25 protein-coding genes and 1 pseudogene are annotated in these 24,972 nt (G+C 61.7%); 11 read left to right on the forward strand and 15 right to left on the reverse strand.

Translation table 11 applies throughout. The features are described from left to right. Positions 1 to 819, reverse strand: a complete 819-nt coding sequence (locus tag VGL22_RS12555) for a VOC family protein (RefSeq protein WP_465267275.1) — start codon at positions 817 to 819, stop codon at positions 1 to 3. 77 nt (positions 820 to 896) lie between these two features. Then, positions 897 to 1,670 carry a helix-turn-helix domain-containing protein gene (locus tag VGL22_RS12560; RefSeq protein ID WP_465267276.1) on the reverse strand — a complete coding sequence of 258 codons (774 nt, stop codon included), beginning with the start codon at positions 1,668 to 1,670 and terminating at the stop codon, positions 897 to 899. A 99-nt stretch (positions 1,671 to 1,769) separates the two neighbouring features. Here VGL22_RS12560 and VGL22_RS12565 point away from each other — a divergent pair, with 99 nt between their 5' ends. From VGL22_RS12565 to VGL22_RS12595, 7 genes and pseudogenes are all read left to right on the forward strand, one after another. Further along, on the forward strand, positions 1,770 to 2,207 hold the full coding sequence (locus tag VGL22_RS12565) for a VOC family protein (RefSeq protein WP_465267277.1): 438 nt from the start codon (positions 1,770 to 1,772) through the stop codon (positions 2,205 to 2,207). Positions 2,208 to 2,290: 83 nt separating this feature from the next. Further along, on the forward strand, positions 2,291 to 3,115 hold the full coding sequence (locus tag VGL22_RS12570) for a TatD family hydrolase (RefSeq protein WP_465267278.1): 825 nt from the start codon (positions 2,291 to 2,293) through the stop codon (positions 3,113 to 3,115). 119 nt (positions 3,116 to 3,234) lie between these two features. Further along, entirely contained in the window at positions 3,235 to 3,738 is a 504-nt protein-coding gene (locus VGL22_RS12575; RefSeq protein ID WP_465267279.1) for a YajQ family cyclic di-GMP-binding protein, read from the forward strand. Positions 3,739 to 3,805: 67 nt separating this feature from the next. Next, entirely contained in the window at positions 3,806 to 4,795 is a 990-nt protein-coding gene (locus tag VGL22_RS12580) for a polyprenyl synthetase family protein (RefSeq protein ID WP_465267280.1), read from the forward strand. 21 nt (positions 4,796 to 4,816) lie between these two features. Further along, positions 4,817 to 5,056, forward strand: coding sequence for a hypothetical protein (locus VGL22_RS12585; protein WP_465267300.1), 240 nt, complete (start codon positions 4,817 to 4,819; stop codon positions 5,054 to 5,056). After that, on the forward strand, positions 4,992 to 5,261 hold the full coding sequence (locus VGL22_RS12590; RefSeq protein WP_465267299.1) for an O-methyltransferase: 270 nt from the start codon (positions 4,992 to 4,994) through the stop codon (positions 5,259 to 5,261). The genes VGL22_RS12585 and VGL22_RS12590 overlap by 65 nt, the downstream gene beginning before the upstream one ends. Then, positions 5,162 to 5,482: pseudogene (locus tag VGL22_RS12595) on the forward strand (O-methyltransferase); the annotation flags it as partial. The gene VGL22_RS12590 and the pseudogene VGL22_RS12595, both read left to right, overlap by 100 nt. 536 nt (positions 5,483 to 6,018) lie before the next feature. On the opposite strand, the gene groL reads toward VGL22_RS12595, so the two are convergent. Next, positions 6,019 to 7,689: a chaperonin GroEL gene (groL, locus tag VGL22_RS12600; protein WP_465267281.1), complete on the reverse strand. Its 1,671-nt coding sequence runs from the start codon at positions 7,687 to 7,689 to the stop codon at positions 6,019 to 6,021. 166 nt (positions 7,690 to 7,855) lie between these two features. After that, a complete protein-coding gene (locus VGL22_RS12605) occupies positions 7,856 to 8,167 on the reverse strand; it encodes a co-chaperone GroES (RefSeq protein WP_465267282.1) in 312 nt (103 codons plus the stop codon). Between the two features lie 379 nt (positions 8,168 to 8,546). Here VGL22_RS12605 and VGL22_RS12610 point away from each other — a divergent pair, with 379 nt between their 5' ends. After that, positions 8,547 to 9,041, forward strand: a complete 495-nt coding sequence (locus VGL22_RS12610; protein ID WP_465267283.1) for a carboxypeptidase-like regulatory domain-containing protein — start codon at positions 8,547 to 8,549, stop codon at positions 9,039 to 9,041. Between the two features lie 105 nt (positions 9,042 to 9,146). Then, positions 9,147 to 9,872: an SDR family NAD(P)-dependent oxidoreductase gene (locus VGL22_RS12615; RefSeq protein WP_465267284.1), complete on the forward strand. Its 726-nt coding sequence runs from the start codon at positions 9,147 to 9,149 to the stop codon at positions 9,870 to 9,872. An 89-nt stretch (positions 9,873 to 9,961) separates the two neighbouring features. On the opposite strand, the gene VGL22_RS12620 is transcribed toward VGL22_RS12615, so the two are convergent. Further along, complete coding sequence (locus VGL22_RS12620) at positions 9,962 to 11,557, reverse strand: YXWGXW repeat-containing protein (protein ID WP_465267285.1); 1,596 nt, start codon at positions 11,555 to 11,557, stop codon at positions 9,962 to 9,964. Positions 11,558 to 11,763: 206 nt separating this feature from the next. Here VGL22_RS12620 and VGL22_RS12625 point away from each other — a divergent pair, with 206 nt between their 5' ends. Beyond that, complete coding sequence (locus VGL22_RS12625) at positions 11,764 to 12,771, forward strand: MBL fold metallo-hydrolase (protein WP_465267286.1); 1,008 nt, start codon at positions 11,764 to 11,766, stop codon at positions 12,769 to 12,771. A gap of 627 nt (positions 12,772 to 13,398) precedes the next feature. On the opposite strand, the gene purQ is transcribed toward VGL22_RS12625, so the two are convergent. The 9 genes from purQ to VGL22_RS12670 form a co-directional block, all read right to left on the reverse strand. Further along, the gene (gene purQ / locus VGL22_RS12630) at positions 13,399 to 14,094 is read right to left on the reverse strand and encodes a phosphoribosylformylglycinamidine synthase subunit PurQ (RefSeq protein ID WP_465267287.1); all 696 of its coding nucleotides are present in this window, start codon (positions 14,092 to 14,094) and stop codon (positions 13,399 to 13,401) included. Positions 14,095 to 14,106: 12 nt separating this feature from the next. Continuing rightward, positions 14,107 to 14,544, reverse strand: coding sequence for an acyl-CoA thioesterase (locus VGL22_RS12635; RefSeq protein ID WP_465267288.1), 438 nt, complete (start codon positions 14,542 to 14,544; stop codon positions 14,107 to 14,109). 90 nt (positions 14,545 to 14,634) lie between these two features. After that, positions 14,635 to 16,029, reverse strand: a complete 1,395-nt coding sequence (rseP, locus tag VGL22_RS12640) for an RIP metalloprotease RseP (RefSeq protein ID WP_465267289.1) — start codon at positions 16,027 to 16,029, stop codon at positions 14,635 to 14,637. 33 nt (positions 16,030 to 16,062) lie between these two features. Continuing rightward, positions 16,063 to 17,217 carry a 1-deoxy-D-xylulose-5-phosphate reductoisomerase gene (locus tag VGL22_RS12645; RefSeq protein ID WP_465267290.1) on the reverse strand — a complete coding sequence of 385 codons (1,155 nt, stop codon included), beginning with the start codon at positions 17,215 to 17,217 and terminating at the stop codon, positions 16,063 to 16,065. A gap of 75 nt (positions 17,218 to 17,292) precedes the next feature. After that, the gene (locus VGL22_RS12650) at positions 17,293 to 18,129 is read right to left on the reverse strand and encodes a phosphatidate cytidylyltransferase (protein WP_465267291.1); all 837 of its coding nucleotides are present in this window, start codon (positions 18,127 to 18,129) and stop codon (positions 17,293 to 17,295) included. A 92-nt stretch (positions 18,130 to 18,221) separates the two neighbouring features. Continuing rightward, positions 18,222 to 18,812, reverse strand: a complete 591-nt coding sequence (locus tag VGL22_RS12655; protein ID WP_465267292.1) for an HdeD family acid-resistance protein — start codon at positions 18,810 to 18,812, stop codon at positions 18,222 to 18,224. A gap of 49 nt (positions 18,813 to 18,861) precedes the next feature. After that, positions 18,862 to 20,577, reverse strand: a complete 1,716-nt coding sequence (locus tag VGL22_RS12660) for a SulP family inorganic anion transporter (protein ID WP_465267293.1) — start codon at positions 20,575 to 20,577, stop codon at positions 18,862 to 18,864. 192 nt (positions 20,578 to 20,769) lie between these two features. Continuing rightward, a complete protein-coding gene (locus VGL22_RS12665) occupies positions 20,770 to 21,585 on the reverse strand; it encodes an isoprenyl transferase (protein WP_465267294.1) in 816 nt (271 codons plus the stop codon). Between the two features lie 275 nt (positions 21,586 to 21,860). After that, the gene (locus tag VGL22_RS12670) at positions 21,861 to 22,394 is read right to left on the reverse strand and encodes a helix-turn-helix domain-containing protein (protein WP_465267295.1); all 534 of its coding nucleotides are present in this window, start codon (positions 22,392 to 22,394) and stop codon (positions 21,861 to 21,863) included. A 183-nt stretch (positions 22,395 to 22,577) separates the two neighbouring features. Between VGL22_RS12670 and VGL22_RS12675 the strand changes: the two genes are divergently transcribed. Beyond that, the gene (locus tag VGL22_RS12675; protein ID WP_465267296.1) at positions 22,578 to 23,180 is read left to right on the forward strand and encodes an HD domain-containing protein; all 603 of its coding nucleotides are present in this window, start codon (positions 22,578 to 22,580) and stop codon (positions 23,178 to 23,180) included. Positions 23,181 to 23,189: 9 nt separating this feature from the next. Here the strand turns inward: VGL22_RS12675 and VGL22_RS12680 are convergent, their stop codons facing one another. Further along, the gene (locus VGL22_RS12680; protein ID WP_465267297.1) at positions 23,190 to 24,857 is read right to left on the reverse strand and encodes a DHH family phosphoesterase; all 1,668 of its coding nucleotides are present in this window, start codon (positions 24,855 to 24,857) and stop codon (positions 23,190 to 23,192) included. Between the last annotated feature and the right edge of the window lie 115 nt (positions 24,858 to 24,972).

Consider the following 24,972-nt stretch of genomic DNA (forward strand, 5'->3'; position numbering starts at 1 on the left):
TTATAATGGCTTGCCGATTTCCCAGTGATGGCCGAAGGGGTCAACGAGGCGCCCCACGCGCCAGCCGTACTCCTGGTCGGCGACGGCACGAATCTCGATCGCGCCCGCATCGAGGGCACGCTGGAACCCGCTGTCAGGATCTTGCACGACGAGGATCATGCGGCTCGTGCTCCCGTAGAGGGTTTCGGGACTGAAGTTCTTGTGTTCGGGCGATTCGTCAGCGACCCAGAAGCGCGACTCGCCTACGGCGAGCTCCGCAACGATCGCGCCATCCGGCGCCTCGATCTGAAACAAAACCTGCGCGTCGAAGGCATCGATGTAAAACTCAACTGCCGTCTTGCCGCGCCGCACGCTCAGCATGGGAGCGACTCGCGCTGGTGCGGCGACGGGGTGCGCAACGCCAGCACCCCACTGCGCGGGATCGAGGTTGCGCGCGTGACGGGAGAAGAGCCAGTGATGTCCGGCGAGATCGCGCGCGGCATACTGGAACTCGCCGTACACGGTTTCGTGCGGCTCTTCGAGGATGAGCGCCCCCGCCGCCCGCGCCTGTTCACAGTGCGCCTCCACGTCGTCGATAAAAATGGTGAGGCTCTGCGTGCCGTAGCCGAGCTGATCAGGCAGGGAAGTCTGAAGGCCGGCGGCCTTGATCATCACGAATGCGCTGCCGGCGCGCATTTGCGCTCCGCTCACTGGGTCTCCGTAGCGGTAGTGCTCTGTAAACCCAAAAGCTCTGGCCAGCCACGCAAGCGATTCTTCCACGTCGTGGTAGTAGATGTGCGGCAGAACGGTATCAACCGGAACGGAAGAGTTGAACGTCATGTTAGTGATCCAAGGAAGGTATTCGTGCTTAGCGAAAGAATAGGCCAGCAGCCGTCGGGCTGTATTGTAAAAAAGCGTCAATGCGCGGCGAGAGGAATGTGGTTGCTGCGAGCGGCAGAGTGCGGCCGGTAGGCGGCGGGAGTGATGTCGGCCAACTCGCGGAATTCATGAATAAGATGCGACTGGTCGTAGTAGCCATGCTTGATCGCAAGCGCGGTCCAGTCAGTGGGCGGTCCGGTGCGAATGGAGCGAAGCACGCGCTGCAAACGGCGCACTCGCGCGAAGCGCTTGGGCGTGAGTCCCACCCGACTGGCAAAGCGGCGCTCGAAGGTCCTCGGCAGCAGGCCGAGCTGCGAAACAATTTCAGAGATGCGCATACCGCGCTGCACAGCGCCGATAGCCCAGGCTACGGCGGGATCGAACCGCTGGTCGAGGTGTTCAAGCAGCAACTCCTCGACTACTGCAAAGCGCTGCTGTGCGGAGGATGCGTCTAGCAGGCGCTCGCGCAGCGTCCCGCCACCTTTTCGCCACAGGACATCCAGGCTCACCACCTGGTTGGAAGCTTCGCTCGCCGGCATGCCAAAGAAGTGTCCCGCGCCACCGGCGCGGAACTCCACTGCGGCGAGCCAGCACATCTGGCTGGTGTCGAGAACGACCGATTGTGCGTGAGGACCGGCGAGCACAGCGCCCGCATGGCGGGTCACGAGCGCGGGCCGCACATGGTCGTAGGTGCGGAAGGCGTTTTCCGCGAGGTTGATCATCAGATGCGCCTGGGCGTTGGGTACAATGCGCTCGAGTCCCGAGGCAAGGTAGGTCTGGTGATAATGAAACGATCGGACGAACGGCAGCAACTTAGAGGATCGCGGACGCGCGTTGACGTTCACCATGGTGAGGAGAGTAGCACGATGCCGGACTGGGCAGGCTCCAGTCGGATTATGATGACAATCACTATGCGACCTCAACCGCTCATTGCTGTTTCGGATGTGGAAGCCAGCAGTCGCTGGTATCAACGCCTGCTGGGCTGTCGCAGCGCTCATGGTGGCAGCACGTACGATCAGCTTACTCATCATGGTGAACTGGTGATGCAACTGCACAGCTTCGCCGTGGAGCACCATCACGGGTCAATAGGCGATCCGAAAGACAAGCCCTATGGCAACGGCGTGCTGCTGTGGTTCGAGGTGGGCGACTTTGATGCGGTGATGGAGCGAGCGGCTGAGATGGACGTGTCGATCGTTCTGCCGAAGCATCGCAACCCCCCTGATGGCGAAGGCGGTCCTAATCACTGGGAGTGCTGGATGCGCGACCCGGATGGATACCTCGTGGTGGTCGCCAGCCCCTATGGGACCGCCGATGGCGATTGGCGACCGCCTGAGAACCTATGGGACTGAGTCCGCGCGCGCACGTAAAATCGAGACAAGGCGACCGGCTGTGCAGTGCGGCCAGTTGAAGTCTCGTTGGAGGTTTTTGCGGCTTGCTCATCGATTCGCATGCGCACCTGGACAGTCCGCGCTATGGGGAGGATCGCGCCGAAATGCTGCGGCGCTGTACCGACGCTGGCGTAGGCGCGGTGCTTTCCATCGGGATCGGGGAAGGCCCGCAGGAGATGCACCAGGCGCTAGATATCTGCCGCGAGTACAACGGGCAGCCGGGGATGCCGCGGCTGTTTGCCAGCGCGGGCATCTATCCGCACGCAACGCCCGAGGCGGATGATGCAGCGATTGCAAAGCTCGACAGCCTGCTAGCCGAGCCGGAGGTCATCGCATGCGGAGAGATCGGTCTCGACTATTATCACGAGGGCGCCCCACACGATGCGCAGAGAGCCGGCCTCATCCGTCAGCTTGAAGTTGCAGCCGCGCGCAAGCGGCCCATTCTCATTCACTGCCGCGGAACCAACGAGACCACCGACGCCTGGAACGATCTCTTCGTCGTCCTCGACACGTACTGGCGACACACTGGCCTGGGCGGCGTGATGCACTGCTTCGGCGCGGGATGGGAAGAGGCAGAGCGCGCGCTCGACATGGGCTTTCTCATTTCATTTGCCGGAAACGTGACGTACGCCAAAGCGCAGAACCTGCGCGATGTGGCGGCCAGGGTTCCGCTGGATCGGCTGCTGGTGGAGACCGATGCGCCGTTCCTCGCCCCCGGCCCTTTGCGTGGGAAGCGCAATGAGCCTGCGCTCGTCATACATACCGCCCAGACGCTGGCAGAGAAAAAGGGCGTGACTGCCGCCAAGATCGCAGCAGCTACGACAGCCAACTTCGTCCGGCTGTTCAGGCTGGAGGAGGAGTTCGCCTGAACGGGCCGCCCATCCACTTTGTGTGACAGAGCATACCCCCGGCATGGGAAACTGATAGAGATTCAGCGCGAAAAGGGTAGTGGCTGCATGTGGTTACCCGTCGCGCATTGAGGTACGGCATGGCGCAGGATAATTCGTTTGACATCGTAAGCAAGGTCGACATTCAGGAAGTGCGTAACGCGATCGACCAGGCCTTGAAGGAGATCCATCAGCGATTTGATCTGAAGGACTCGCACTCGGAGATCAAGCTGCAAGAGGCCGATAAGGAAATCCAGCTTGCTTCAAAGGATGAGTACAAGCTGGAAGCGGTGAAGGAGATCCTGGGGCAGAAGCTGGTCAAGCGCGGGGTCTCGCTCAAGAACCTGACCTATGCCAAGGTGGAGCCCGCGGCCGGCTCAAGCGTGCGGCAGAAGATCACCCTGCAGCAGGGCATTCCCGGCGAGAAGGCTAAAGAGATTGTAAAGCTGATCAAGGACTCGAAAAAGAAGGTCCAGGCCAGCATTCAGGGCGATACTGTGAGAATATCCGGCAAGGACAGAGACGACCTGCAGGGGATCATCGCGTTTCTACGAGGCAAGGACCTGGGCGTGGACCTGCAGTTCACCAATTACCGGACGAATTAGGATGGCGGAATCCCGGCAACTTCCCTGCAGCAAGCCGGAACCCGAGAAGCGTGGAAAGCGGACAGATTTGAGCACACTGGCGATAGCGACGGCGAGGGAAGTCTTCGATCTGCTGCGGGACGACCTTGTAGCCATCGAGCAGGAACTGGGCAGGGACGCGGCATCGAGCGTCAGCACCATTACGGAGATTGCCGAATATCTGCGCGGCGGCGGCGGCAAGCGCATACGCCCCAGCCTGCTGCTGCTGTCCGCGCATATGCTGGGCCACTCGGGCCACGGTGCGGTTCGTCTGGGTGCAGTTGTAGAGATGGTGCACACCGCCACGCTGGTCCACGATGACATCATCGACGGCGCTGATATGCGCCGGGGGCGCCCCTCGGCCAACACTACCTGGGGCAATGAGAAGTGCGTGCTGGCCGGCGACTGGCTTTACATGCAGGCTTTCAGGGTGGCACTCGAAGAAAAGAACCTCAAGGTTCTGGACCTTCTCATTGGCCTGACGCAGCAGATGGTGGAGGGCGAACTGCTGCAGATACAGAAGTTGGGCAAGGCTGTGAGCGAGGCGGAGTACTACGACCTCATTTTCCGCAAGACCGCGTGCCTGTTTTCTGTATCGATGCGGCTGGGCGCGGTGCTGGCCGGGGCGACCGAGCAGCAGGAAGCGTCAGTGGGCGTGTATGGGCGCGCCGTGGGTCTGGCGTTCCAGATTGTCGACGACGTGCTCGACCTGACCGCCACCGAAGAAGTGCTGGGCAAGCCTGTGGCCAGCGATCTGCGCGAAGGCAAGGCGACGCTGGCGGTGATCCACTCGTTCGATCACGGAACGGCTGCTGACCGGCAGGCAATCCAGCGCGTGCTGGACGATCGCAGCTTCGAGAATGTGAGTCGGCAGCAGATAAAGGACATCCTCGTCCGCAATGGCTCAGTGGCGTACGCGATGAGTGTGGCCGATCGCTACGCCGAGCAGTCGCGCCAGGCGCTGAAGTCGATGCCGGAATCTGATTTCAAGCGGGCGCTGCTGTGGGTGCCTGATTTCGTGGTGGCGCGCGACAAGTAATCTCCACTTTGCGGAGATTCCATGGAAAAGCTCTGGGCCGAGGTCGATGAATACCTAGCCAATCTGCTGGCGCCGCACGATCCGGCGCTGATTCAGGCGCTCCACGTGAACTGTGACGCCGGGTTGCCGCAGATCGATGTGCCCGCTTCTAGGCAAGTTTCTCGATGTGATCATCCGCATCTCAGGGGCGCGGCGGGTGCTGGAGATCGGGACGCTCGGCGGTTACTCGACCATTTGGATGGCGCGGGCTCTCCCGGATGACGGGCGCGTGGTGACGCTCGAACTGGAACCACGACACGCCGAGATTGCGCGGGCAAATCTCGAGGCCGCCAAGGTGCTGAACCGGGGTCGAGATTCGCGGGGGGGCAAGCGCTGGAGAGCATGCGCGCGTTGCTCAGAGAGAAGGCGGACCCATTCGATCTCATCTTCATCGACGCCGACAAGCAGAACATGCCCGCTTACCTGAAAGCGTCCCTGGAACTCTCCCGGCGGGGCACAGTGATCGTCGCCGATAACGTGGTGCGCGACGGCAAAGTGGTCGACCCGAGCAGCGGCGACCCGCACGTGCGCGGCGCGCGGCGGTTCCTCGAGATGGCAGCGAAGGAACCGCGCCTCAGCATGACTGCCATTCCGACGGTGGGCAGCCGCGGCTACGATGGTTTTGGCGTGGCGGTGGTTCTAGGATAGCGGCACCCAATCCAGATTTGTGCATTGCGTAGACCCCATTCCCATTCCGAAAAGATTGCCCAGGACGGGCGGATTTGAAATGAATCTCAAGATTTAAATTGATTTTTAGCAAAACAAACCTTTACAGTGTGTGCATTCTCCGGATGCTGTTTTGTTTACTCCCCCTGTTTGAGGTGTAGTTGTGTTCTGTCCGAAATGCGATTCTGAGGCTCTTGCCACTATTCCGGCCGAAGTCCGTCTTTATCGGAACGGCCCCCGTACCCTGAGCCATCCGCCGGTCTCCCCGGCACCTTCAATCCTGGTGTGCCTGGATTGCGGATGGGGCGAGTTTTCCCTTCCCCAAGCATGGCTTTCAGCCGGGTGGCTTCATTCGCTGCGGCCTGAGCCGGCGGCGAAACCGACTCCCGCGGCGCATGCGCCAATTCCGTTCCGGCCAGTAGCCCGCTCGGCGTAAGGTAAAAAAGGAAAAGGCCCCCAGCCGAAGCCGAGGGCCTTCAGGTCTCTGATCAGTGGTCACTGACCACTGATCACTGGTTCTAGTACATGCCGTCCATGCCGCCGCCGTGACCGCCGGCCGGAGCAGCTGCCTTCGGCTCGGGTAGCTCGACCACCAGAGCTTCGGTGGTCAGCAGCAGCCCGGCGATGGAAGCCGCGTTCTGCAGGGCGGTGCGGGTCACCTTGGTGGGGTCGATGACGCCGGCCTTCACCAAGTCTTCGAACTGGCCGGTGGCTGCGTTGTAGCCGAAGTGCGGCTCAGACGACTCCAGCACCTTGGCGACAACCACTGCACCCTCTTCGCCGGCGTTGGCGACGATCTGGCGCAGGGGCTCTTCGAGCGAGCGGAGCACGATCTGCGCGCCGATCTTCTCGTCGCCGGTCAGGGTCTCGATCAGCTTCTTCACGGCCGGGGTGGCGCGAACCAGGGCTACGCCGCCGCCCGGGACAATGCCTTCCTCGACAGCCGCACGGGTGGCATGCAGAGCGTCTTCCACGCGCGCCTTCTTCTCCTTCAGCTCGGTCTCAGTGGCTGCGCCAACCTTGATGATGGCCACGCCGCCCACGAGCTTGGCAAGGCGCTCCTGCAGCTTTTCCTTGTCATAGTCGGAGGTGGTCTTTTCGATCTGCGAACGGATTTCCTTCACGCGGCCGTCGATATCGGCAGCCTTGCCGGCGCCGTCCACGATGGTGGTGTTGTCCTTATCGATGGTGATGCGCTTGGCACGGCCCAGATCCTCGAGCTTCACGCCTTCCAGCTTGATGCCCAGGTCCTCAGTGATGGCCTTGCCGCCGGTGAGGATCGCGATGTCGCCCAGGATGGCCTTGCGACGATCTCCGAAACCGGGAGCCTTGACGGCAGCAACGTTCAGCGTGCCGCGCAGCTTGTTCACCACCAGGGTGGCCAGCGCTTCGCCTTCCACATCCTCAGCAATGATCAGCAGCGGCTTGCCGCCACGCGCCACCTGCTCCAGGAGGGGCAGCAGATCCTTCATCGCCGAGATCTTCTTCTCATAGATCAGGACGTATGGGTCATCGAGGGCCACTTCGAGACGCTCGGCATCGGTCACGAAGTAGGGGCTCAGGTACCCGCGATCGAACTGCATACCGTCCACGGTCTCAAGGCCGGTGTGCATGGTCTTCGATTCTTCGATGGTGATGACGCCGTCTTTGCCCACAACCTTGACGGCATGCGCAATGATGTCGCCAATTTCCTGGTCGCCATTGGCCGAAATTGCGCCAACCTGCGCCACGGAACCTTCGTCAACCGGCTTCGAGAGCTGGCCGAGCGCGCCGCCTGTGGTCCACTTGCCGTCCTTGTCGCGGGTACCGATGATGGTGGTCACGGCCTTATCGATGCCGCGCTTGAGGGCGGTCGGATTGGCGCCGGCAGCCACCGTCTTCACGCCTTCGCGGAAGATGGCCTGGGCCAACACAGTTGCGGTCGTCGTACCGTCACCGGCCACGTCCGAGGTCTTCGAAGCAACTTCCTTCACGAGCTGCGCGCCCACGTTCTCCAGCGGGTCCCGCAGCTCGATCTCCTTGGCCACCGTCACGCCGTCCTTGGTGATGGTGGGCGAGCCAAACTTCTTCTCAATCACGACATTCCGGCCCTTGGGGCCGAGCGTTGCCTTTACAGCATCCGCGAGCGTGTTGACGCCGCGCAGGATTGCCTGACGGGAATCCTCACCGTGCAGAATTTGCTTTGCCATTTTTCTTCTCTCCAGAGATCAGTGATCAGAGATCAGAGATCAGTTTTGAACTGTGAAACAAGTGCGTTTCGTTCACTTGCGTCGGGCGAGCTTCCAGGGTCAGAAATGAGGCAGCGAGTACTTGCATTCGCAGATCTCGATCTCGTGGCCGCAGGTATCGGCCTGGTTACTTCTTGACGATTCCGAGGACTTCTTCCTCGCGCATGATCAGGAACTCTTCACCGTCGATCTTGATCTCGGTGCCGGAGTACTTGCCGAAGAGGATCTTGTCGCCTGCCTTGACGTCGAGCGGGAAAACCTTGCCTTCGTCGTTTGATTTGCCCTTGCCAACTGCGATGACTTCGCCTTCCTGCGGCTTTTCTTTGGCGCTATCAGGGATGATGATTCCTCCACGAATGGTTTCGCCCTCTTCGAGACGGCGGACCAGGATACGGTCGTGGAGCGGGGTGAAGGTGGTCGTAACTGAAGTTGCTGCCATTGCTTTGCTTCTCCTTCACACGCGAACGGGTCGAGAAGGGCCCGGCCGCGGGCATTTAAGATTGGGATTTACTGCTGAAACGGTCAGAACGCGCTCCGCTAGTGCGGCTGGGAGACCCGTCAGGAGCAGTCACCCCGGGAGTGTGCTAGCACTCTCGCCTTCCAATTGCTAACGATAGGCAATGCCGCGGACTCTTGTCAAGCCCTTCGGGGCAATAATATGAGTACATCATGCTCAGTTTTTATGATTCTGTAATCATTTAACCGGCGGCTCGTTACCTCATTGAAGCTATTCGACGGCGGGAATGAGCAAGTCGGGCGGCCAGCCGGTTCTTCGCACGGCTCGCCGGGTGTCGAACACAAAAGGTACAATACCTCCCATGCACCGCCGTACATTTGTGTCGTCTATCGTTCTGCTGGCCATCTTCGGCCTGAGTCTCGGAAATTTGTCTGCCCAGGAGAAGCGTGGCCGCAAGTATAAGGCCCCCCCGCCCACCGCCAAAATTGAAGTCACTGTGCTCAAGGACGCCAACGGCAAGCCCATTGAGAATGCTGCCGTGGTCTTCCATACTCTCGATGATCCCGGCAACATGGAGCTGAAGTCGAACGAGGAAGGCAAGGCACTGATTGATGTGCTGCCCCTGGGCGAAACCGTACGCCTGCAGATCATCGCCAGGGGTTATCAGACCTACGGTGGAGACTACAAGATTGACAACAACGAACTGGCAATCGAAGTTCGCATGAAGCGCCCCGGCGAGCAGTACTCGATCTACAAGTCGCACGCGCCTGAGAGCCAGAAGGACAAGCAGAGCACGGTTCAAAAGACTGGCGACGACGACAAGGACAAGCCGAATAGGGATGCCAAGCCGCAGTAGCTGCTGCGATAGGTCAGGTCATCAGGTGGTCAGTTGATCCAGTAGTGGTCATGATCTAGCAGCAGAATCAACGGGACAACTGATCAGCTAGACTACCTCAGCCCTGTGATACTTTCCGGCCAATCCGCACTTGTCACCGGAGGCGCCAAGCGCCTGGGCCGCGCGATTGCCCTGGCGCTTGCGGGCGCCGGGGTGGACGTTACGATCACCTATCGCGAATCCGGCGATGACGCAGTCGAAACTGTCGATGCCATCGAGCAACTTGGCCGTCGCGGCTTTGCCATTGAGTGTAATGTCCGCACGGAACAGTCCGTGCGTGACGCCGTCGCCGCCGCCGTCGCCCGGCATGGCCGTCTCGACATTCTCGTGAACAACGCAGCCATCTTCGAGTCGGGGCAGCTTGACCAGATCACGGTGGAGCAGTGGGACGCGGTGTTTGAAACCAACGTGCGCGGCCCCTTCCTTTTCGCACGTGAAGCGATCCAGCACCTCAAGGCAGTGAACGGCCGCATCATCAACATGGGCTCGCTTGGTGGCCTCCACCCCTGGGCCGATCATGCCCACTACTGCTCGTCAAAGGCGGCTCTGCACATGCTTACGAAGACGATGGCGAAGGCCTTCGGCCCGGAAGTCGCGGTGAACGCAGTGGCACCTGGGTGGATCGACATGGATCCTAATCCGACGGCGCAGACGCAGCGCATGGTGGCGAAGACGCCGCTTCGCCGCACGGGATCGCCGGAGGATATTGCTTCGGCTGTGCTCTACTTCGCGAGCAGCGCATCCTTCATCACCGGCCAGATCATGCCCGTCGACGGCGGGCTGGGCCTCTGACCCCCTGCACAGAAAAGCCCCGGAGAAGCACGGCTGCTCCGGGGCTTGATAACGCTATTTCCGATCGTCCCGTTGTTGGGGAGGTCGGTTTACTTCTGAGGCTGAGCCGGGCGTTCTTTGGGATGCGACTGTGGTTGCGCCGGTTCCGGTCGCTCCTGCGCCTTGGGCCGCGCTACCTTCTGTTGTTCTGACCGGCGTTGTTCCGCCTGCTGCGCCTGCTGCTGTCTGCGTTGTTGGGCTTGTTGCTGCGCCTGCTGTTGCCGCTCCGCATTCATCTCCCGCTTGGCGGCCTGCTGCTGCTCCTGATTGTGCTGCTGCGCTGCTCGCTGCTGGACCTGCTGTTGCTGCTCGCTTTTCCGCTGCTCGGACACCTTCTGCTGCTCCTGCCGCTGCTGCTGCGCTCTTTGCTGCTGGTTGCGCTCCTGAGCAGTCCTTTGCTGCTGCTGGTTGCGCTGTTCAGTCATCTTCTGCTGCTGCTCTTCGTGGTTCCTCTGCTCCTGAGCCACTTTCTGCTGCTGTTCCTGGCTCTTTAACTGAGCGCTTTTCTGCTGCTGTTCGTTCTTTCGCTGCTGGGCGAGGTTCTGCTGCTCGCGTCGCTGCTGCTGTTGTTGCTGAGCCTTCTGCTGTTCCTGATTACGCTGCTGTGCGGCTCGGTTCTGTTCCTGGTTGCGCTGCGCGGTGTTTCGCTGCTCAGCCGTTTTCTGCTGCTGTTGTTCCTCTCGGGTCCGCTGTTGCTGTTCCGCTATCTTCTGCTGTTGCTGCTGTTCACTCTTGAGCTGGCCGTTTTTCTGCTGCTGTTGGCGAGTCCGCTGGTCGGCCAGCTTCTGCTGTTCCTGGCGTTGTTGCTGCTGCTCGGCGTGCTGCTGCTGATCACGCCTCTGATTGGCGGCGGAGTTGGCGCCGTTTTCAGGCCGCGTCATGCCGCCCTTTTCCGACCGGTTCGCCGGGGGATGATAGGGGGCTCCTGCGGCCTTTGCAGCCACCACCGCGCGCCCACGAAACTCTCCCGGCCGCGCCGTTGCAGCCACCATGGGCCTGCCCTGATTGGTGGATGCCCGGAACTCCGGGTTGCTCCGTGCCATCGTACGATTTTGTATCTGCATGCGAGCCGGGGGGACGTGGCGCTCATGCATGACGCGTTCTTCCACGGGCGTGGCCCGCTCGCGAATGCCGCCCTCGCCGCCGTTGTAACTCACTCGATTTTCTCTGCGGTTGACTATGACGGTCCGGTCTTCATAGACATTGCGGATCTCGGTCGTGTTCACGTTTGTCACGGCACGGTTGTATAGGAAGCGGCCCCGGTCCCATCGTCCGCCTGAGTAGCCGTGCCCGGAGTAGCCGTAGCCGTAGTCGATGCCGCCGTAGAAGCCAACCTGATTGGCCCAGTAGCCGTCGTGGAAGCGGTACCCACCGTTATCCCAACCCCACCATGCGGGCGTCCATAAGAGGCCTCTCTGCGGGGCCATCACCCAGGTTCCGGGAACCCAGTAGTAGTCATCTACGTTTTCATCCCATGCCCAGTACCCGGGTGCCCACATATACCCCTCACTGGGGCACGCAGGCTGCTCGTAGACGGGAAGCGCGGGAGGCGCGAAATTGACGCTGATTGTTACCTGAGCCTCTGCGGGTCGCAACAGCAGCAATCCGAACAACGCGCAGAATGTGATGCGAAGAATGTTTTTCATATCTATCGTTCCTTCTCGGGTCAAGAGATCATGCCGGTAATAAATGGGAACGATGAGTTAGGGGCCCGCTCGCTTGGTGTAATGGACGCCGCATCGCGAGCCTGATGCGCCTGAAGAATTCGATGGGGCATGCTCGCTGAGAGTTGCCGCTCCGTCATTTTGCCTGACCAGCGAATCTCTTAACCTGCTTTTCCATCTCATGAGCAATGAGTTATCTGGTCCCTGCTCGCCGCGAAGGCCGCCGCTTCCTCAACCCTGTGCCGACGGAGATGGGCGGTCTATCGGTGATGTTGAGAATTGGCCCTGAATTCTTTCTCGGCTCAAAAGCTCGCTCGCCGCGGCAGCCGCTGGGGCCCTTTCACACCGATCCGCGCGTTTATGCCGAGGCGCCGCGCACTGGCCTGCGCATCACCTGGTTGGGACATGCGGCGTCTCTGATTGAGCTCGATGGCGTGCGCATTCTGATCGATCCTGTGTGGGAGGAGCGTGCCTCGCCTACAACCTGGTCAGGACCGAAGCGCTTCTTTGAGCCCACGCTACCGCTGGAGCAACTGCCGCGTATCGATGTGGTGCTCATCTCGCACGACCACTACGACCACCTTGGCGCCCAGAGCATGCGTTTGCTGTCGCAAGTGCCTGCTGCTCGAGAGGCACGCTGGATTACGCCGCTGGGTGTCGGAACGATTCTGGAATCGATGGGTGTGAACCGCAACCGCTGCACGGAAGTGGATTGGATGGATGCGGTGCAAGCCGGTCCTGTCACCATTACAGCGCTGCCCGCGCGCCACTTCTCGGGCCGCAGCCTGTTCAACCGCTTCCAAACGCTCTGGGCGTCGTTTGCACTCGTAGGGCACACGCATCGCGTCTATTATGGCGCCGATTCCGGCGAGTGGCCGGGCTTTGAAGAAATTGGCGCGCGCCTGGGCCCCTTCGATCTCGTAATGCTCGAGATCGGCGCGTCCAATCCGCTCTGGGCGCAGATACACATGGGACCGGAGGGCGCCGTGCGCAGCTTCCGCGCACTTGGGGGCCGCGGGCTGCTGATGCCAATTCATTGGGGGCTGTTCGATCTGGCGCTTCACCACTGGCGCCAGCCCATCGAATACGTGTCTGCCGTGAATGATTTGAAGTTGTGGTCGCCGATCCCGGGCCAGCCATCCGACTTGACAAAGGGAGAAGAGTTCCGTTCGGAGTGGTGGAGGTCGGCTGAGTAATGCCTGACGTCGCGTGGATTTCCCCCGCCGCATCCCCGCGCGCCGGGGTTACGCTACTGGCATGCTCGTTGAGAGACAGCCCGCGACCGGCCGCCCCGGCGCCTCCACGCGATTCAACACCGCCATTCCCATCTTCCTGGTCGGCAATATTGAAGCTGTGATGCCGTGGTACCAAATGCTCGGCTTTGAAGCCATCTATTTTCCACCGGGTTTTTGCATTCTGCGCCGCGACGCCGTCCAGATATTCTTGCAGCATCAGCCGGGTTACGCGCGCCCCGACGAGCCACTGCGCCGCGAGCGCGAGGCCTGGGTGTGTATATCGAGACCGATAATGTGCAGGCCCTGTTCGAGGATTTTTCGCGGGTGCCTGAGGTCAGGATTCTGCGGCCGCCCTGTAAACAGGAATATGGCCAGACGGATTTCGAGGTCGTTGATCCCAACGGGTATGTGCTGGTTTTCTCACAACCGGATTGAGTGGATTGAACTCTCAACGCTTCAGGGCTGCTGCTGATGCCTGCGGGTTGGTGTCGAGCACGCCCCAACTCTGCGGCCTATTTCGAGATAAATGCTCACGGTTCCGGGTTCACCGGAAATGATCAGGGTCGATAAACCCAGCGCTGTTGGCTGCTACCTGGCCGCGAGCACGTTCACCAGAGATGCAAATATCTTCCAGCCGTCGGAGGAGCCCAGGATCAACTCGCTGGAGCGGTCAGGATGCGGCATCATGCCCAGCACGTTGCGGCCTTCGTTGAGAATACCCGCGATATTCCCCAGGGACCCATTGGGATTGGCCTCGGGCTTGACGTCGCCTTCGGGCGTGCAGTAGCGGAAGGCGATGCGGTCTTCCGCCTCGAGGCGTTGCAACTCTTCGGGCGTGCAGAAGTAATTGCCTTCCATGTGGCCGATGGGGATCTGTAGCACGTCGCCCTTTTTGAGGGCGCCCGTGAATGGGCTGCTGGCTGTCTCGGTGCGCAGGTGCACCTGCTTGCAGATGTACTTGAGGCCGGCATTGCGCATGAGGGCGCCTGGTAAGAGGCCGGCTTCGGTGAGGATCTGAAAGCCGTTGCAGATGCCCAGCACCAGGCCGCCGGCCGCGGCGAACTTCTTCACTGATTCCATGACTGGCGAGAAGCGCGCGATGGCGCCCGTGCGCAGGTAGTCTCCGTAGGCAAAGCCGCCGGGGACGAGGATTGCGTCCACGCCCTGCAGGTCCGGGGAATCATGCCAGAGGAACGTGACCGGCTGATGCGCGATGCTCTCGATGACGTTGTACGTGTCGTGATCGCAGTTGGAACCCGGGAAGACAGTAACGCCGAATTTCATACTAATAGGGTATCAGCGACCGGCAGTTGGGTGGTCCATCAGCTTCTTCAATGCCACGACATACTCATGCGGCAGAGCCTGCTTCTTCATGTGCTCGTCGCAGACGACGTGAGTGGTCTCGCCCTCCGCCAAAAGATGCGGGTGCTTGTCGTCAGCGTTCTTGCGCAGGATACGATAGGCGAATTTGAGCACTGAGCCGCGCAGCATTTCAGGCTTTGTCTCGATGAGAATCTCATCGTCATAGCGCGCCGGGGCGCGATAGCGGCAGTTGGCCTCCACCACCGGGAGAATCAGCTTGTGATCCTTTTCCATCTGGCTGTAGGCCAGGCCGAGAGAGCGGAGGAGCTCTACGCGGCCGATTTCGAACCAGACGAGATAGTTGGCGTAATACACAACGCCCATTTGGTCGGTTTCGGCATAACGTACGCGAACGTGGCTGGTGACGGGCATAAGAGATTAGGGAGTAGGGATCAGGGAACAGGGAGTAGAGAATAAAGCGGCGGCAAGGTTTCCTATTCCCTAGACCCTATTCCCTGTTCTTCACGGCTTGATGTGGTTGAACATCGGCAGCTTGGTAACGTCGTTGAAGATGATGAAGGCGAAGAAGACGACCAGCACCACAAAGGCGGCCTGGTAGATCCGCTCCTTCACCGCCAAGCTGATGTCGTGCCGCAGCATGCTCTCAATCAGCAGCAGGAGGATGAGGCCGCCGTCGAGGATGGGGAAGGGCATCAGGTTCAAAATGCCGAGGTTGATGCTGATGGAGGCGGCCAACCCGAACTTGGGCAGCCAGCCGTTCATGCTGGCAGCTTCGCCCGCCATGCGCGCAATGCCCACCGGGCCGGAGAGTTGCGAGACCGCGACCTTGCGCGTGAAGAGCCTGCCCAACACCTTCACAATCAGGGTGGAGCTGTCGACGCAGTAGGTCTCTGACTTGGCGATGGCTACGCGGAGCGGCATTGGCTCACGGCGCATGGGCGGGTTCACGGCGGCAAATCCCAGCTTCCACGTGGAGTCGGGCTGCTTCTCCGGCGTGGGCGTCAGGGTCACATGCTGCCCATTGCGCAGAACGTCAAGCGTGAGCTGCTTGCCAGGGAACGCCTTCATATAGGCGAGCAGCGTGCCGACGTAGTGGAACTGGTGGCCGTCGACTGAGACGATCTGGTCGCCACCCTTCAACCCCGCCTTGTCCGCGGGAGTGCCGGGGCTGACCTCGTGCACGGGAATCGGTCCCGGCATGAACTGAGGCTCAATGCCGGCATCGCTTACGTCCACCGCATCTTCGCCCCTGGGCAGGGGGGGAATGTGCAGAGAGAGCTGCAGGGTCTGCCCATTGCGATTCACCGTGACGGGCACGTTCTGATTGATATTGAGCTGCGACTCATTGCCCACCTGCATCCAGTCGGGATTCTGGATGCTATCGAAGCTCGTAATCAGGTCGCCGGTCTGGAATCCTGCCTGCGCGGCGGCCGAGTCCGGTACCACCCATTCGATGTTGGCCGTATTCACCTGGTGCTGCGGCACTTCGTTGATGAACCCGAAGTAGAACACCATCAGCACGAAGGCCAGGATGAAGTTGGCCACCGGCCCGGCGACGCCAATCAACATCCTCTGCCAGCGAGGGTGATTGGTGAATGAGCCCGGATCGTAGTCGGCGCGACGGGCATCGGCCGGCGTGTCGCCTGCCTGGATCTGATCCGGCGTTTCGCCGGTCATCTTGACGTAGCCGCCGAGAGGAAGGAGGCAGACCTTGTAGTCGGTGTCGCCCCGCTTGATGCCGAACAGCCGGGGCCCGAAGCCGATGGAAAACGCCTCGACGCGTACGCCGCAGAGCTTGGCCACGGCGAAATGGCCGAACTCGTGGACCACCACCATGATCCCAATCAGGACAATGAAGCTAAGGACGGCAACCACGAATGTGTGAAGATCCTGCATAGAAGAGGAACGTATCCTTTGGGCGCGCGAGACTTAGCTCACCAGCACGCGCGCTCTCTGACGCGCCTGCCGGTCTTCGGCCAGCACCTCGGCGATGGTCGCCGGGTGCGCCTCCGGGGTGTCAGCGAGCACTTTTTCAATTGTATCTGCTATCCCGGTAAATGGTATGCGCCGATCGAGGAAGGCCTCCACGGCGACTTCGTCTGCCGCGTTCAGGGCGATGCAATGCGCGCCACCCTTTTCCGCCGCTTCGAAGGCCAGGCGCAGGCAAGGGAAGCGCTGGAAGTCGGGTTCTTCGAAGTCGAGATGACGCAGGGCGGCCAGGTCGAAGGTCAGGTTTGAGGCTGGGCGCTCCGGGTAGGCCAGAGCATACAGGATCGGCAAGCGCATGTCGGTCACGGAGATCTGCGCCAGGATCGAGCCGTCGACGTACTCCACCAGCGAGTGCACGGTGGACTGCGGGTGCACAGTAACGCGGACCTTGGAGGGCGGCACGTCGAAGAGGCGGCAGGCCTCAATGACCTCCAGGCCCTTGTTGAGCATGGTGGCCGAGTCGATGGTGATGCGCCGACCCATGACCCAGGTGGGGTGCTTCAGGGCCTGCTCCGGAGTGATGGACGCGAACTGCTCGATGGGCGTCTGCCGGAAGGGCCCGCCCGAGGCTGTAAGCCAGATGGTTTTGACTTCGCGATGCTCGCCTACCCGCATGCACTGGTGGACGGCGTTGTGCTCGCTGTCGATGGGCAGAATGGGCACATTGCCGGCGTGGGCGGCGGCTGTCAGGATCTCACCGGCGGCGACCATGCATTCCTTGTTCGCGAGGCCGACGGGCTTTCCGGCGAGGATGGCGGCGTGGGTGGCTTCAAGGCCTGCGACGCCGACGATGGCGGACACCACAAAATCAGCTTCGGGATGAGTGGAGCAGAGGACGGTGCCTTCCGTTCCGTGGACGAGTTCGATGCCGGAGATTCCCGCTTCGCGGAGCCGCGCCGTCAATTGACTGGCGAGTTCCGCAGTGGCCATGGAGACAACGCGGGGCCGCCAGCGGGTCGCCTGCGCAAAGGCCTCATCGACGTTGCGGCCAGCCGCCAGCGCCGTCACCGCATAGCGGTCAGGGAATTGCTCAACGATGGAGAGGGTGCTTTGTCCGATGGAGCCGGTGGAACCGAGGATGGCGAGTCGTTTCAATGGCTTGGTCTTTTCCGTTTCATGGGTCTACGCCATGATAAAGGTTTGCGTTGTGCCCTTGCCCATGCCGCAATGTCAGAACGAGTGATGGATCAGGTGCACGTACCACAGTGCCGGGGCGGCCAGCAGGAGCGCATCGATGCGGTCGAGGACGCCGCCGTGGCCGGGCAGGATGGTGCCTGAATCCTTCACTCCTGCCGACCGTTTTAACGCCGACTCGGCCAGGTCGCCTACCTGCGCTACGACGTTGAGGAACGCTGCGAGGGCCAGCCAATACCAGATCGGGTCTTCGGCAAAGGACAGGACTGCGGTGTTGAAGTGTGTCGCCAGGGCGTCGGCGAGCGCCAGGAGGCCGCCAGCCACTGCCATGCTGCCCAGCACGGACGCCACGGAGCCTTCCCATGATTTGTTAGGGCTGATGGAGGGGGCGAGCTTGTGCCGTCCCCAGGCGCGGCCGACGTAGAGGGCGGCAATGTCGCCCGCCCAGACCACGCAGAGCAGAAAGACCACCAGGGATGGCCCGTTCGATTGTTGCCTGAGAGCTGGAAGCGAAACCAGGGTGAAGCCCGTATAGAGCAGCCCGAATACAGCGTTCGAAGCGTCCGGCAACACGCGCTGGATTGGGCTGAGGAAGGTGCACCAGATGAGCAGCAGCAAAGCGAGGATGCCCAGCGTGGGCGCCGTCTGATCCGGCCACTGATAGCTCGCTCCAAAGAGCGCGAAGATTGCCACCACCAAGGCGATACGCGGCGGATCCGCGCCGAGCGCCCTGGCCAGTCCCAGGTACTCCCATCCGGCCAGCGCCGCCACGACCGCCGTCGCCACCACAAACAGCGCCTGCCAGTGCGGTGGCAAGAACACAAGAACAAAAACGAAGGGGATCAGGACGATGGCGGTGACGACGCGTTTCATTGTTGGGTTGAGGATACAGCACCGCACCGGCGGCGCTGTATCCTCAACCTGCATAGACCTTTACGAGAAGAAACTCGGGCAATTTCGGGATATCAGGCGCTAGCGTTGACGTTTGACCCCGCCTGCACAGCCCGCTTAACGGCCAACGTGAGCATCAGCCGGGTCATGCCGTTCATCAGCATGTTGACGCCGACGAATACGCCGATGATCCGCAGCGTTCCGCTGGGCCAGTGAGCCCAGATGAGAAATCCCAGCAACAGGGTTACAAGGCCATCGAGGAGCAGCCAACCCGAGACGCCCTTCTGCCTCGCGCTGAAGAACATCACCACACTGACTACGCCTTCCACAATGAAGAACCAGATCAGCGCGAGGGTGAGGGCCGCCAGTCCGATGCCCAGATGCATACGGAGGAACAGGCCCGTCGCGATGTAGGCCAGCGCCACCACGATTTTCCAGAGGATGGGCCCCACACCCTTGCTGCGGAAGGCATGCACTGCCTGCACCACGCCGCCGATCATCAGGAGCCATGCGAGGATGATGGTCACCGCGATGGAGGTTTCGGCAGCCAACGCGATGGCCAGCAGTCCGCCCACGATCAGCAGGATCGACAGCGTAAGGGAAAGTCCGAAGCGCGGGGTCAGCTCGCGCGTGTCCTGTTGAAGTGCGGGTGTCGACGCGCTCATGGGTCCTCCTCATGGATTTAAATCGAGGTTTTGTGGATAGGTCAGTCGATCACGCGATTATGCTGTGCGTCTGATCCACAGGTGCGACGGTCTCCGCCTGGTACTTTGCCACCGCCGTTTCGAGATTGAAATACATGCCTTCACGGCCCAGCGTCTCGCCCAGAGATGATTTCTGCACCACGCCCAGCACCTCGGGATTCATTCCTACGAGCCACAGTCGAATGTGGAGGTCGCGCATTTTCTGCTCGGCCTCAATCAGCATCTTCAGTGCTGTGTATTCAAGATCGAAGACCGCCCTCAGATCGAGTGCCATGACGGCAGGCTGTGCCTGCTCCACGTAGGCGCGGAGCTTGCGCAGAAGTTGTTGGGCGTTGGCGAAGAAGATGCGTCCTTCAGGACGCAGAATGAGGAGGCCGGGAAAGCTCTCGTCCTCGGGATGCGCCTCTGACCGCGGCCGGAAGATATTGCTGCCTGGTTTGCGGCCCAGCATGTGGACCCGCGGATTGGCGGCTTGGTAAGCCAGCGCGACAATGGACGCGATGATGGCGACGAGGATGCCTTTGAGCGTGCCGACCAACATGACGCCGGCGAAGGCGATGAGGGCCCAGAGGAACTCGGTGCGGCGCACGGCGAGGATGTCGCGAAACTCGCGCGGCTTGATCATTCCAGCCGAGTAGACGATGACCACGGCGGCCAGCGTGGCCTGCGGCATGAGGGCAATCAGGGGCGCCAGCAGCAGCATGGTCACGAGCGTCATGGCCGCGGTCACCAGCTCTGCCATTTGCGTGCGCGCCCCAGTCAGCCGATTCACCGCGGTCTGGCTGGTGCCGCCACCGCCGGGCATGGCGCCCAGCAATGCGCCGCCGGCATTGGCAAGGCCGGTGGCGAGGAGCTCACGATTAGCCTGCGGCAAGGGTTCGTCTTTGGCAGCGAAGGCTCGGCCCGCGGCAATGGTTTCAGTGAAGCTCATCAGGGCAATGCCCAACGCGCCCGGCCAAAGTTGCGAGGCGAGGTCAAGCGAGGGAGGGGTGAACGCGGGCAATCCGCGCGGGATGAATCCCACCAGTTCCACGCCATGCGCGGTCAGGTGCAGGAAGAACGCTCCTGCAATGCCCGCGGCCACGGCGATAAGGGGAGCCGGAGCTTTGGGCGTGTAGTGCTCCATGGCGATCAACAGCAGGATCATGGCAAGGGCAAGGGCCAGCGTGATCGGTTTGGTTTCAGGCAAGGTCCGGACGGTGGAGAACACGTTGCGCAGGAACGGCCCCTTGGCGAAATGCGTGCCCAGGAGCTTGGGAACCTGGTCAAGAATAATCACCACGCCAATGCCGGCTTTGAAGCCGATCAGCACGGGCTCAGAGATGAAGTCGGCGACAAACCCGAGGCGAAGAACGCAGGCCACGATGAGCATCGCGCCCACCAGCAGGGTGAGGGTTGCGGTGGCGCGCAGGAGCGTGGCGGGGTCGGCGCTGGGCGCGAGTTCACTCAACTCGGCTGCGGTAAGGATGGCGATGGTGGACGTGGTGCTGACGCTCAATACGCGCGAAGTGCCCAGGATGGCGTAGATCAGCATCGGCAGAAATGCTGTATACAGCCCGACCTGCAGCGGCAGGCCTGCCACGCTGGTGTAGGCCATGGACTTGGGGATGACGACGGCAGCGGCCGTCAGCCCGGCGACGATGTCAGGGCGCAGCCATGTTCCGCGGTAAGACAGCAGCCATTCCGGCAACCCGAAAAGCGCGCGTCGTTCAGGGTCGGATGGCAATGGTGTCTCCCGCTGCTGGTTGGCCGCCATGGATCAATTTAGCCATGGATCAATGCAGCCATGGCATTGCAGCGGCCACACCGCGGCTTCAGGAGAGGATCGCCGGGGATGCAGGCTTGTTGAACTAGGAGAAGTGCCAGTTCAGGTTGTGAAGATCGGAGCGGGGATGTTCAGGGTTCGTCGCGGAAGGCACTAGCTGACCGCGATCTTGTAGCGATCGGCTTCTTCGTCGGTGGGCAGCACGTTATCGCCGAGCCCTCCGAAGCGCCGCTCGCGGCGCTGGAAGTCAGCGATAGCCTCAAGCAGATTGATTCCGCGGAAGTCAGGCCATAGGCGTTCGGTGACGTAGATCTCGGCGTAGGCGATCTGCCAGAGGAGGTAATTGGAGATGCGCATCTCCCCGGAGGTGCGGATCAGGAGGTCCGGGTCCGGCATGTGCGCGGTGTAGAGATGGCGGTGAATGTCCTGCTCCGTGATGTGGCTGGGAGCTATGTGTTTCTGCTTCATCTCGGCCAGGAGGCCGCGCACGGCGTCGACGATTTCAGATCGCCCGCCGTAGTTGAGGGCGAGGGTGAGCGTGGTGCCGGTGTTACGCGCCGTGATCTCGGCGGCCCAGTGCATCTTGTCCTGCACTTCAGTGGGCAGCTCATGGACGCGGCCGATGTAGCGGATGCGAATGTTGCTGTCCATCATGCGCTGCACGTTGCTCTCGAGGTAGCTTTTGAGGAGGCGCATGAGGAAGTTAACTTCGGCGCGGGGGCGGCGCAGGTTGTTCTCGAGCGAAAACGCGTAGAGCGTGAGCCAGGGCAGGCCGATGCGGGAGGCGGTTTCCGTGACGAGCTGCACGCTTTTGGCGCCCTGCTGGTGGCCGAGGAACCGCTTGAGCAGGCGTCGCCCGGCCCAGCGGCCGTTTCCATCCATGATGATGGCGACATGCTCGGGCAGGCGCTCCGGCTTCAGCGTGTCGTAGACGGCGCGCTCTTCCCGGGTGAGCTCATGAATGCGCAACGTACCTGCTGGCTGCAACTGGGTTTGCCTCTTGAGTAGCCCACCGCGTGTGATGCGGCCGCCGGTTCTCGCGACCGTCTCTGGAGAGACGGTGCTGCATTTAGTGTAACGTCCGGCAGGCTGTGGAGAGAACTCAATGACGATCTGTTCATGCGCCGCGCGGTACAGGCCGGGCAACGCTGCAGCGACCACGGCTGTGCTGCCCAGGAGCATACAGGCAGCACAGCCGTGGGGCGTGCCAGGAGACGGAGGTCGGAGGGAGGCGAGCTGCCGCGTTATGCGGTGCGCCGCTGGCCCGAGGCCTTGTCACGCAGCGCACCGACAAAGAGGGTGCGATGCAGCGAGTCGAGCCGCGGGAGCAGGGACGCAATCTCGGCCAGGAACGGGTCCGCCAGGATTGCGGTGACCTCTTCCTCGCGTCGGCTGCGGGTGTCGCGCACCAGCTGACAAACATCGATTTCGAGAGCATGAGCCAGGCGTTCAAGCGAGCCGAGGGTAGGAATCGCCTTGCCGTTCTCAATCTTGGAAATGTAGGTACGCGGCACCTGCATCCGACCGGCGAGCTGGCGCTGGCTCAGGTGTCGGGCACGGCGGATGTCGCGCACTTGCGCCGCGACCTGCAGACCGGCTTCCGCGGTGGTGGGCTGGAGATCCGGTACAGCTATCGGTCCCAGCACGGGTACGTCCTCGATGTCGAGGGGTTTGTGGCAGCGGCGGCACATTGAGTTGCTGGTGCGGAACTGAACCAGCGCGCAATGTTCGCAGCGGACGACTTCGCGAGAATCAACGCTCACTAAAGTGGTCGGCATGGGTTGTGTGCGGAGAGCCAGAGCGGGTTCTCCTGGGTGCATTTCTGCACCACCATGTGTGCTACTGTCGGGGGAATGAACCATAATTGTCAAGTAGAAACTTGGGGTCACCCGCAAGTTTCCCCTATCATACCCTGAAAAACCCGAAGAAACGCGAACCAATTTGTGCAACAGGGAGTAAACATGAGCGAAGAATCTCGATATGGGCGCGAGCAGGCGCTCAGCCTATTGCGGGAATGGACCCAGAGCGACAGCCTGCGCAAGCATGCGCTGGCTGTGGAGGCATGCGTGGCGGCCTACGGGGCAGCGGAGGCCGAGCGGCTGGGGTTGACCGGAGCGGACCGGGAGGAGCTGGTAAACCTCTATTCGACGACGGCGCTGCTGCACGATTTTGATTACGAGCGGCACCCCTCGCGGGAGGAGCACCCGTTTGTGGGGGTGAGGGAGCTGGAGCGGCTGGGCTGGCCGGAGGAGCTGCGAACGGCGATTCTGGGGCATGCGGAGTATTCCCGCACGCCGCGGGTGACGCACTTGGACAAGGTGCTGTTTGCCTGCGATGAGCTGGCGGGGTTTCTGACAGCGTGCGCGCTGGTGAAGCCGACCAAGGCCATTGCCGATGTGGAGGCGCCCAGCGTGAAGAAGAAGATGAAGGATAAGGCGTTCGCGAAGGGCGTCAACCGGCAGGACGTCATTCAGGGCGCGGCGGAGCTGGGCGTGGATCTGGATGCGCACATCGCGTTTTGTATTGAGGCGATGAAGAAGCGGGCGGATGTGCTGGGACTGTAGAGACAGTGGTCAGTTGTTCTTCGCGTTTGTTGCACGGAGTTCAGCGACGATTTCGGCGGCGGCTTCTCTCGCGTCGTCTTCGCGGTCGGGCGGGAAGCTGATGGCGCCCACGCGGGCGTGTCCGCCGCCGCCATAGCGCTCGCAGACCGCAGCCAGATTCACCATCTTCGCGGGGTCGGCCTTGGTCCATGGGTTGGAACCGACGGCGACCTTGGTGCGGAAGCTCGATTTGGACAGGCCAATGGAGTAGGTGGCGCGCGGGTGCAGGTAGTACGGGATGAATTTGTTGAAGCCCTCGGTGGGGTGGTCGGTGATGTCGAAGAAGATGGTTCCATCGCGCTCTTCGCTGCGGCTGCGGATGAGGGTGATGTCGCGCTCGTGGCGCTCGAGCAGCGGAGGGAGCAGACTGGCGACGAAGGGCTGCTGAAGGACTTCGCCCAGCGGCATTTCCGTGAGCAGGGGGATCAGGCGCGGAATAAATGTGGGGTCCTGGATGGACTCGATGACGAGGGTGAGTTTCATGGCCGGCGCGGCCATTTCCACCGCGGATTCAGGGCTCTCGTAGAGTGCGCCGTCGACGATGTTGGCCCAGTGAATCAGATCGGCGACGGGCGCGGTGTCGAAGCCGAACCGGGTGGCGCCGATGTGGGCCAGGAAGCTGGTGCAGGACGTGTAAGTGGGGTCAAAGAACTTGTGCGAGGAGCAGGCCTGATCTTGCTGGCAGGCTTTGAAATGGGCTTGATCCTGGGGCGTGAGGAACGCGGAAAGGTGATGGTCGAACCACCAGGTGATGCGCGGCGACGCGGAGTACTTGAAGTCGACGATGGCGTTTTCGTCGCCGGTGAACTCGGCTTCATTAAACAGGGCGCCGGCGCGGTGAACGAGGCCGTGGTACTCGTATGCGACGTCGACGCCGGCTGGGGCGGCGACGCACTCGCGGTGAAAACGCGTGAACAGCGAGGCCGAGCAGGCTCCGTCAAAGCACTTGTCGTGATAGAAAACCCGAACCTGCAACGTGGGTACCGTCCTTGCAACGAAAAATGGGTAAGATCCAGAACTGTTAAGGATCAAGGGCTTGGCTGATTGTGTCAAGGCGGCCTGCGCCACCTGCGGTGGGGCCAGCTGCGGCTTCGCCGCCTCCATTCTCAGAGGAGGGAGGGGGTGGGGGCCACCTGCGGTGGGGCCGATCGCGGCCGGCTGCGGTGCGGCCACCTGCGGTGGGGCCAACTGCGGCTTCGCCGCCTCCATTCTCATAGGAGGGAGGGGGGTGGGGGGTGGAGCAGGGACAGAGGTGCAGAGGGGCAAAGGGGCAGCGGAGTCAGCCGAGGGGGAGGGGGAGGGGGAAGGGGTGGGGGTGGGTTGCTGGGATTTGGATTGGGCGCGGAGGGCTTCGGTGCGGGCGCGGCGGGAGCCGATGGCGGTCTGGGCGGCGTAGAGGAGTTTGGAGGTTTCGGCGGGGCTGAAGACTTCAAGGATCATGCCGTGGGTGACACAGGCGATGAAGGCGTCGATGGCGTCGGGGTCGGGGGTGAGGAAGGGCATGGCTTCGCGCCAGATCCGGCGTGTGCCTTGGAGCGATTCGGGGCTGTAGTCGTTGCGGGCGTCGTCGCGGGCGCAGGCCTTCAGGTAAGCGTCAAGGCAGCGTTGGACGGCGGCTTCGGGGGTGGGGGTAGACATGGAGGGTTCCTTTCTTAGCGGGTTGGCGGGCGTTGGCGGTGCAGGAGGGTTCGTGCCGGAGTTGAGTTCCATCCCGCCAAAGCAGAGCCAGGGGGGTCACCCGCGTCCGGTCGAG

Origin of the sequence: Occallatibacter sp., assembly GCF_036502485.1 — a bacterium.
Lineage (GTDB): Bacteria > Acidobacteriota > Terriglobia > Terriglobales > Acidobacteriaceae > Telmatobacter.

Bases quoted from the DNA above. Each gene is read 5' to 3' on its own strand.
- VGL22_RS12555 (WP_465267275.1), bottom strand. From the start codon at position 819: ATGACGTTCAACTCTTCCGTTCCGGTTGATACCGTTCTGCCGCACATC.
- VGL22_RS12565 (WP_465267277.1), top strand. From the start codon at position 1,770: ATGCGACCTCAACCGCTCATTGCTGTTTCGGATGTGGAAGCCAGCAGT.
- VGL22_RS12575 (WP_465267279.1), top strand. From the start codon at position 3,235: ATGGCGCAGGATAATTCGTTTGACATCGTAAGCAAGGTCGACATTCAG.
- VGL22_RS12585 (WP_465267300.1), top strand. From the start codon at position 4,817: ATGGAAAAGCTCTGGGCCGAGGTCGATGAATACCTAGCCAATCTGCTG.
- groL (WP_465267281.1), bottom strand. From the start codon at position 7,689: ATGGCAAAGCAAATTCTGCACGGTGAGGATTCCCGTCAGGCAATCCTG.
- VGL22_RS12605 (WP_465267282.1), bottom strand. From the start codon at position 8,167: ATGGCAGCAACTTCAGTTACGACCACCTTCACCCCGCTCCACGACCGT.
- VGL22_RS12610 (WP_465267283.1), top strand. From the start codon at position 8,547: ATGCACCGCCGTACATTTGTGTCGTCTATCGTTCTGCTGGCCATCTTC.
- VGL22_RS12620 (WP_465267285.1), bottom strand. From the start codon at position 11,557: ATGAAAAACATTCTTCGCATCACATTCTGCGCGTTGTTCGGATTGCTG.
- VGL22_RS12625 (WP_465267286.1), top strand. From the start codon at position 11,764: ATGAGTTATCTGGTCCCTGCTCGCCGCGAAGGCCGCCGCTTCCTCAAC.
- purQ (WP_465267287.1), bottom strand. From the start codon at position 14,094: ATGAAATTCGGCGTTACTGTCTTCCCGGGTTCCAACTGCGATCACGAC.
- VGL22_RS12635 (WP_465267288.1), bottom strand. From the start codon at position 14,544: ATGCCCGTCACCAGCCACGTTCGCGTACGTTATGCCGAAACCGACCAA.
- rseP (WP_465267289.1), bottom strand. From the start codon at position 16,029: ATGCAGGATCTTCACACATTCGTGGTTGCCGTCCTTAGCTTCATTGTC.
- VGL22_RS12650 (WP_465267291.1), bottom strand. From the start codon at position 18,129: ATGAAACGCGTCGTCACCGCCATCGTCCTGATCCCCTTCGTTTTTGTT.
- VGL22_RS12655 (WP_465267292.1), bottom strand. From the start codon at position 18,812: ATGAGCGCGTCGACACCCGCACTTCAACAGGACACGCGCGAGCTGACC.
- VGL22_RS12670 (WP_465267295.1), bottom strand. From the start codon at position 22,394: ATGCCGACCACTTTAGTGAGCGTTGATTCTCGCGAAGTCGTCCGCTGC.
- VGL22_RS12675 (WP_465267296.1), top strand. From the start codon at position 22,578: ATGAGCGAAGAATCTCGATATGGGCGCGAGCAGGCGCTCAGCCTATTG.
- VGL22_RS12680 (WP_465267297.1), bottom strand. From the start codon at position 24,857: ATGTCTACCCCCACCCCCGAAGCCGCCGTCCAACGCTGCCTTGACGCT.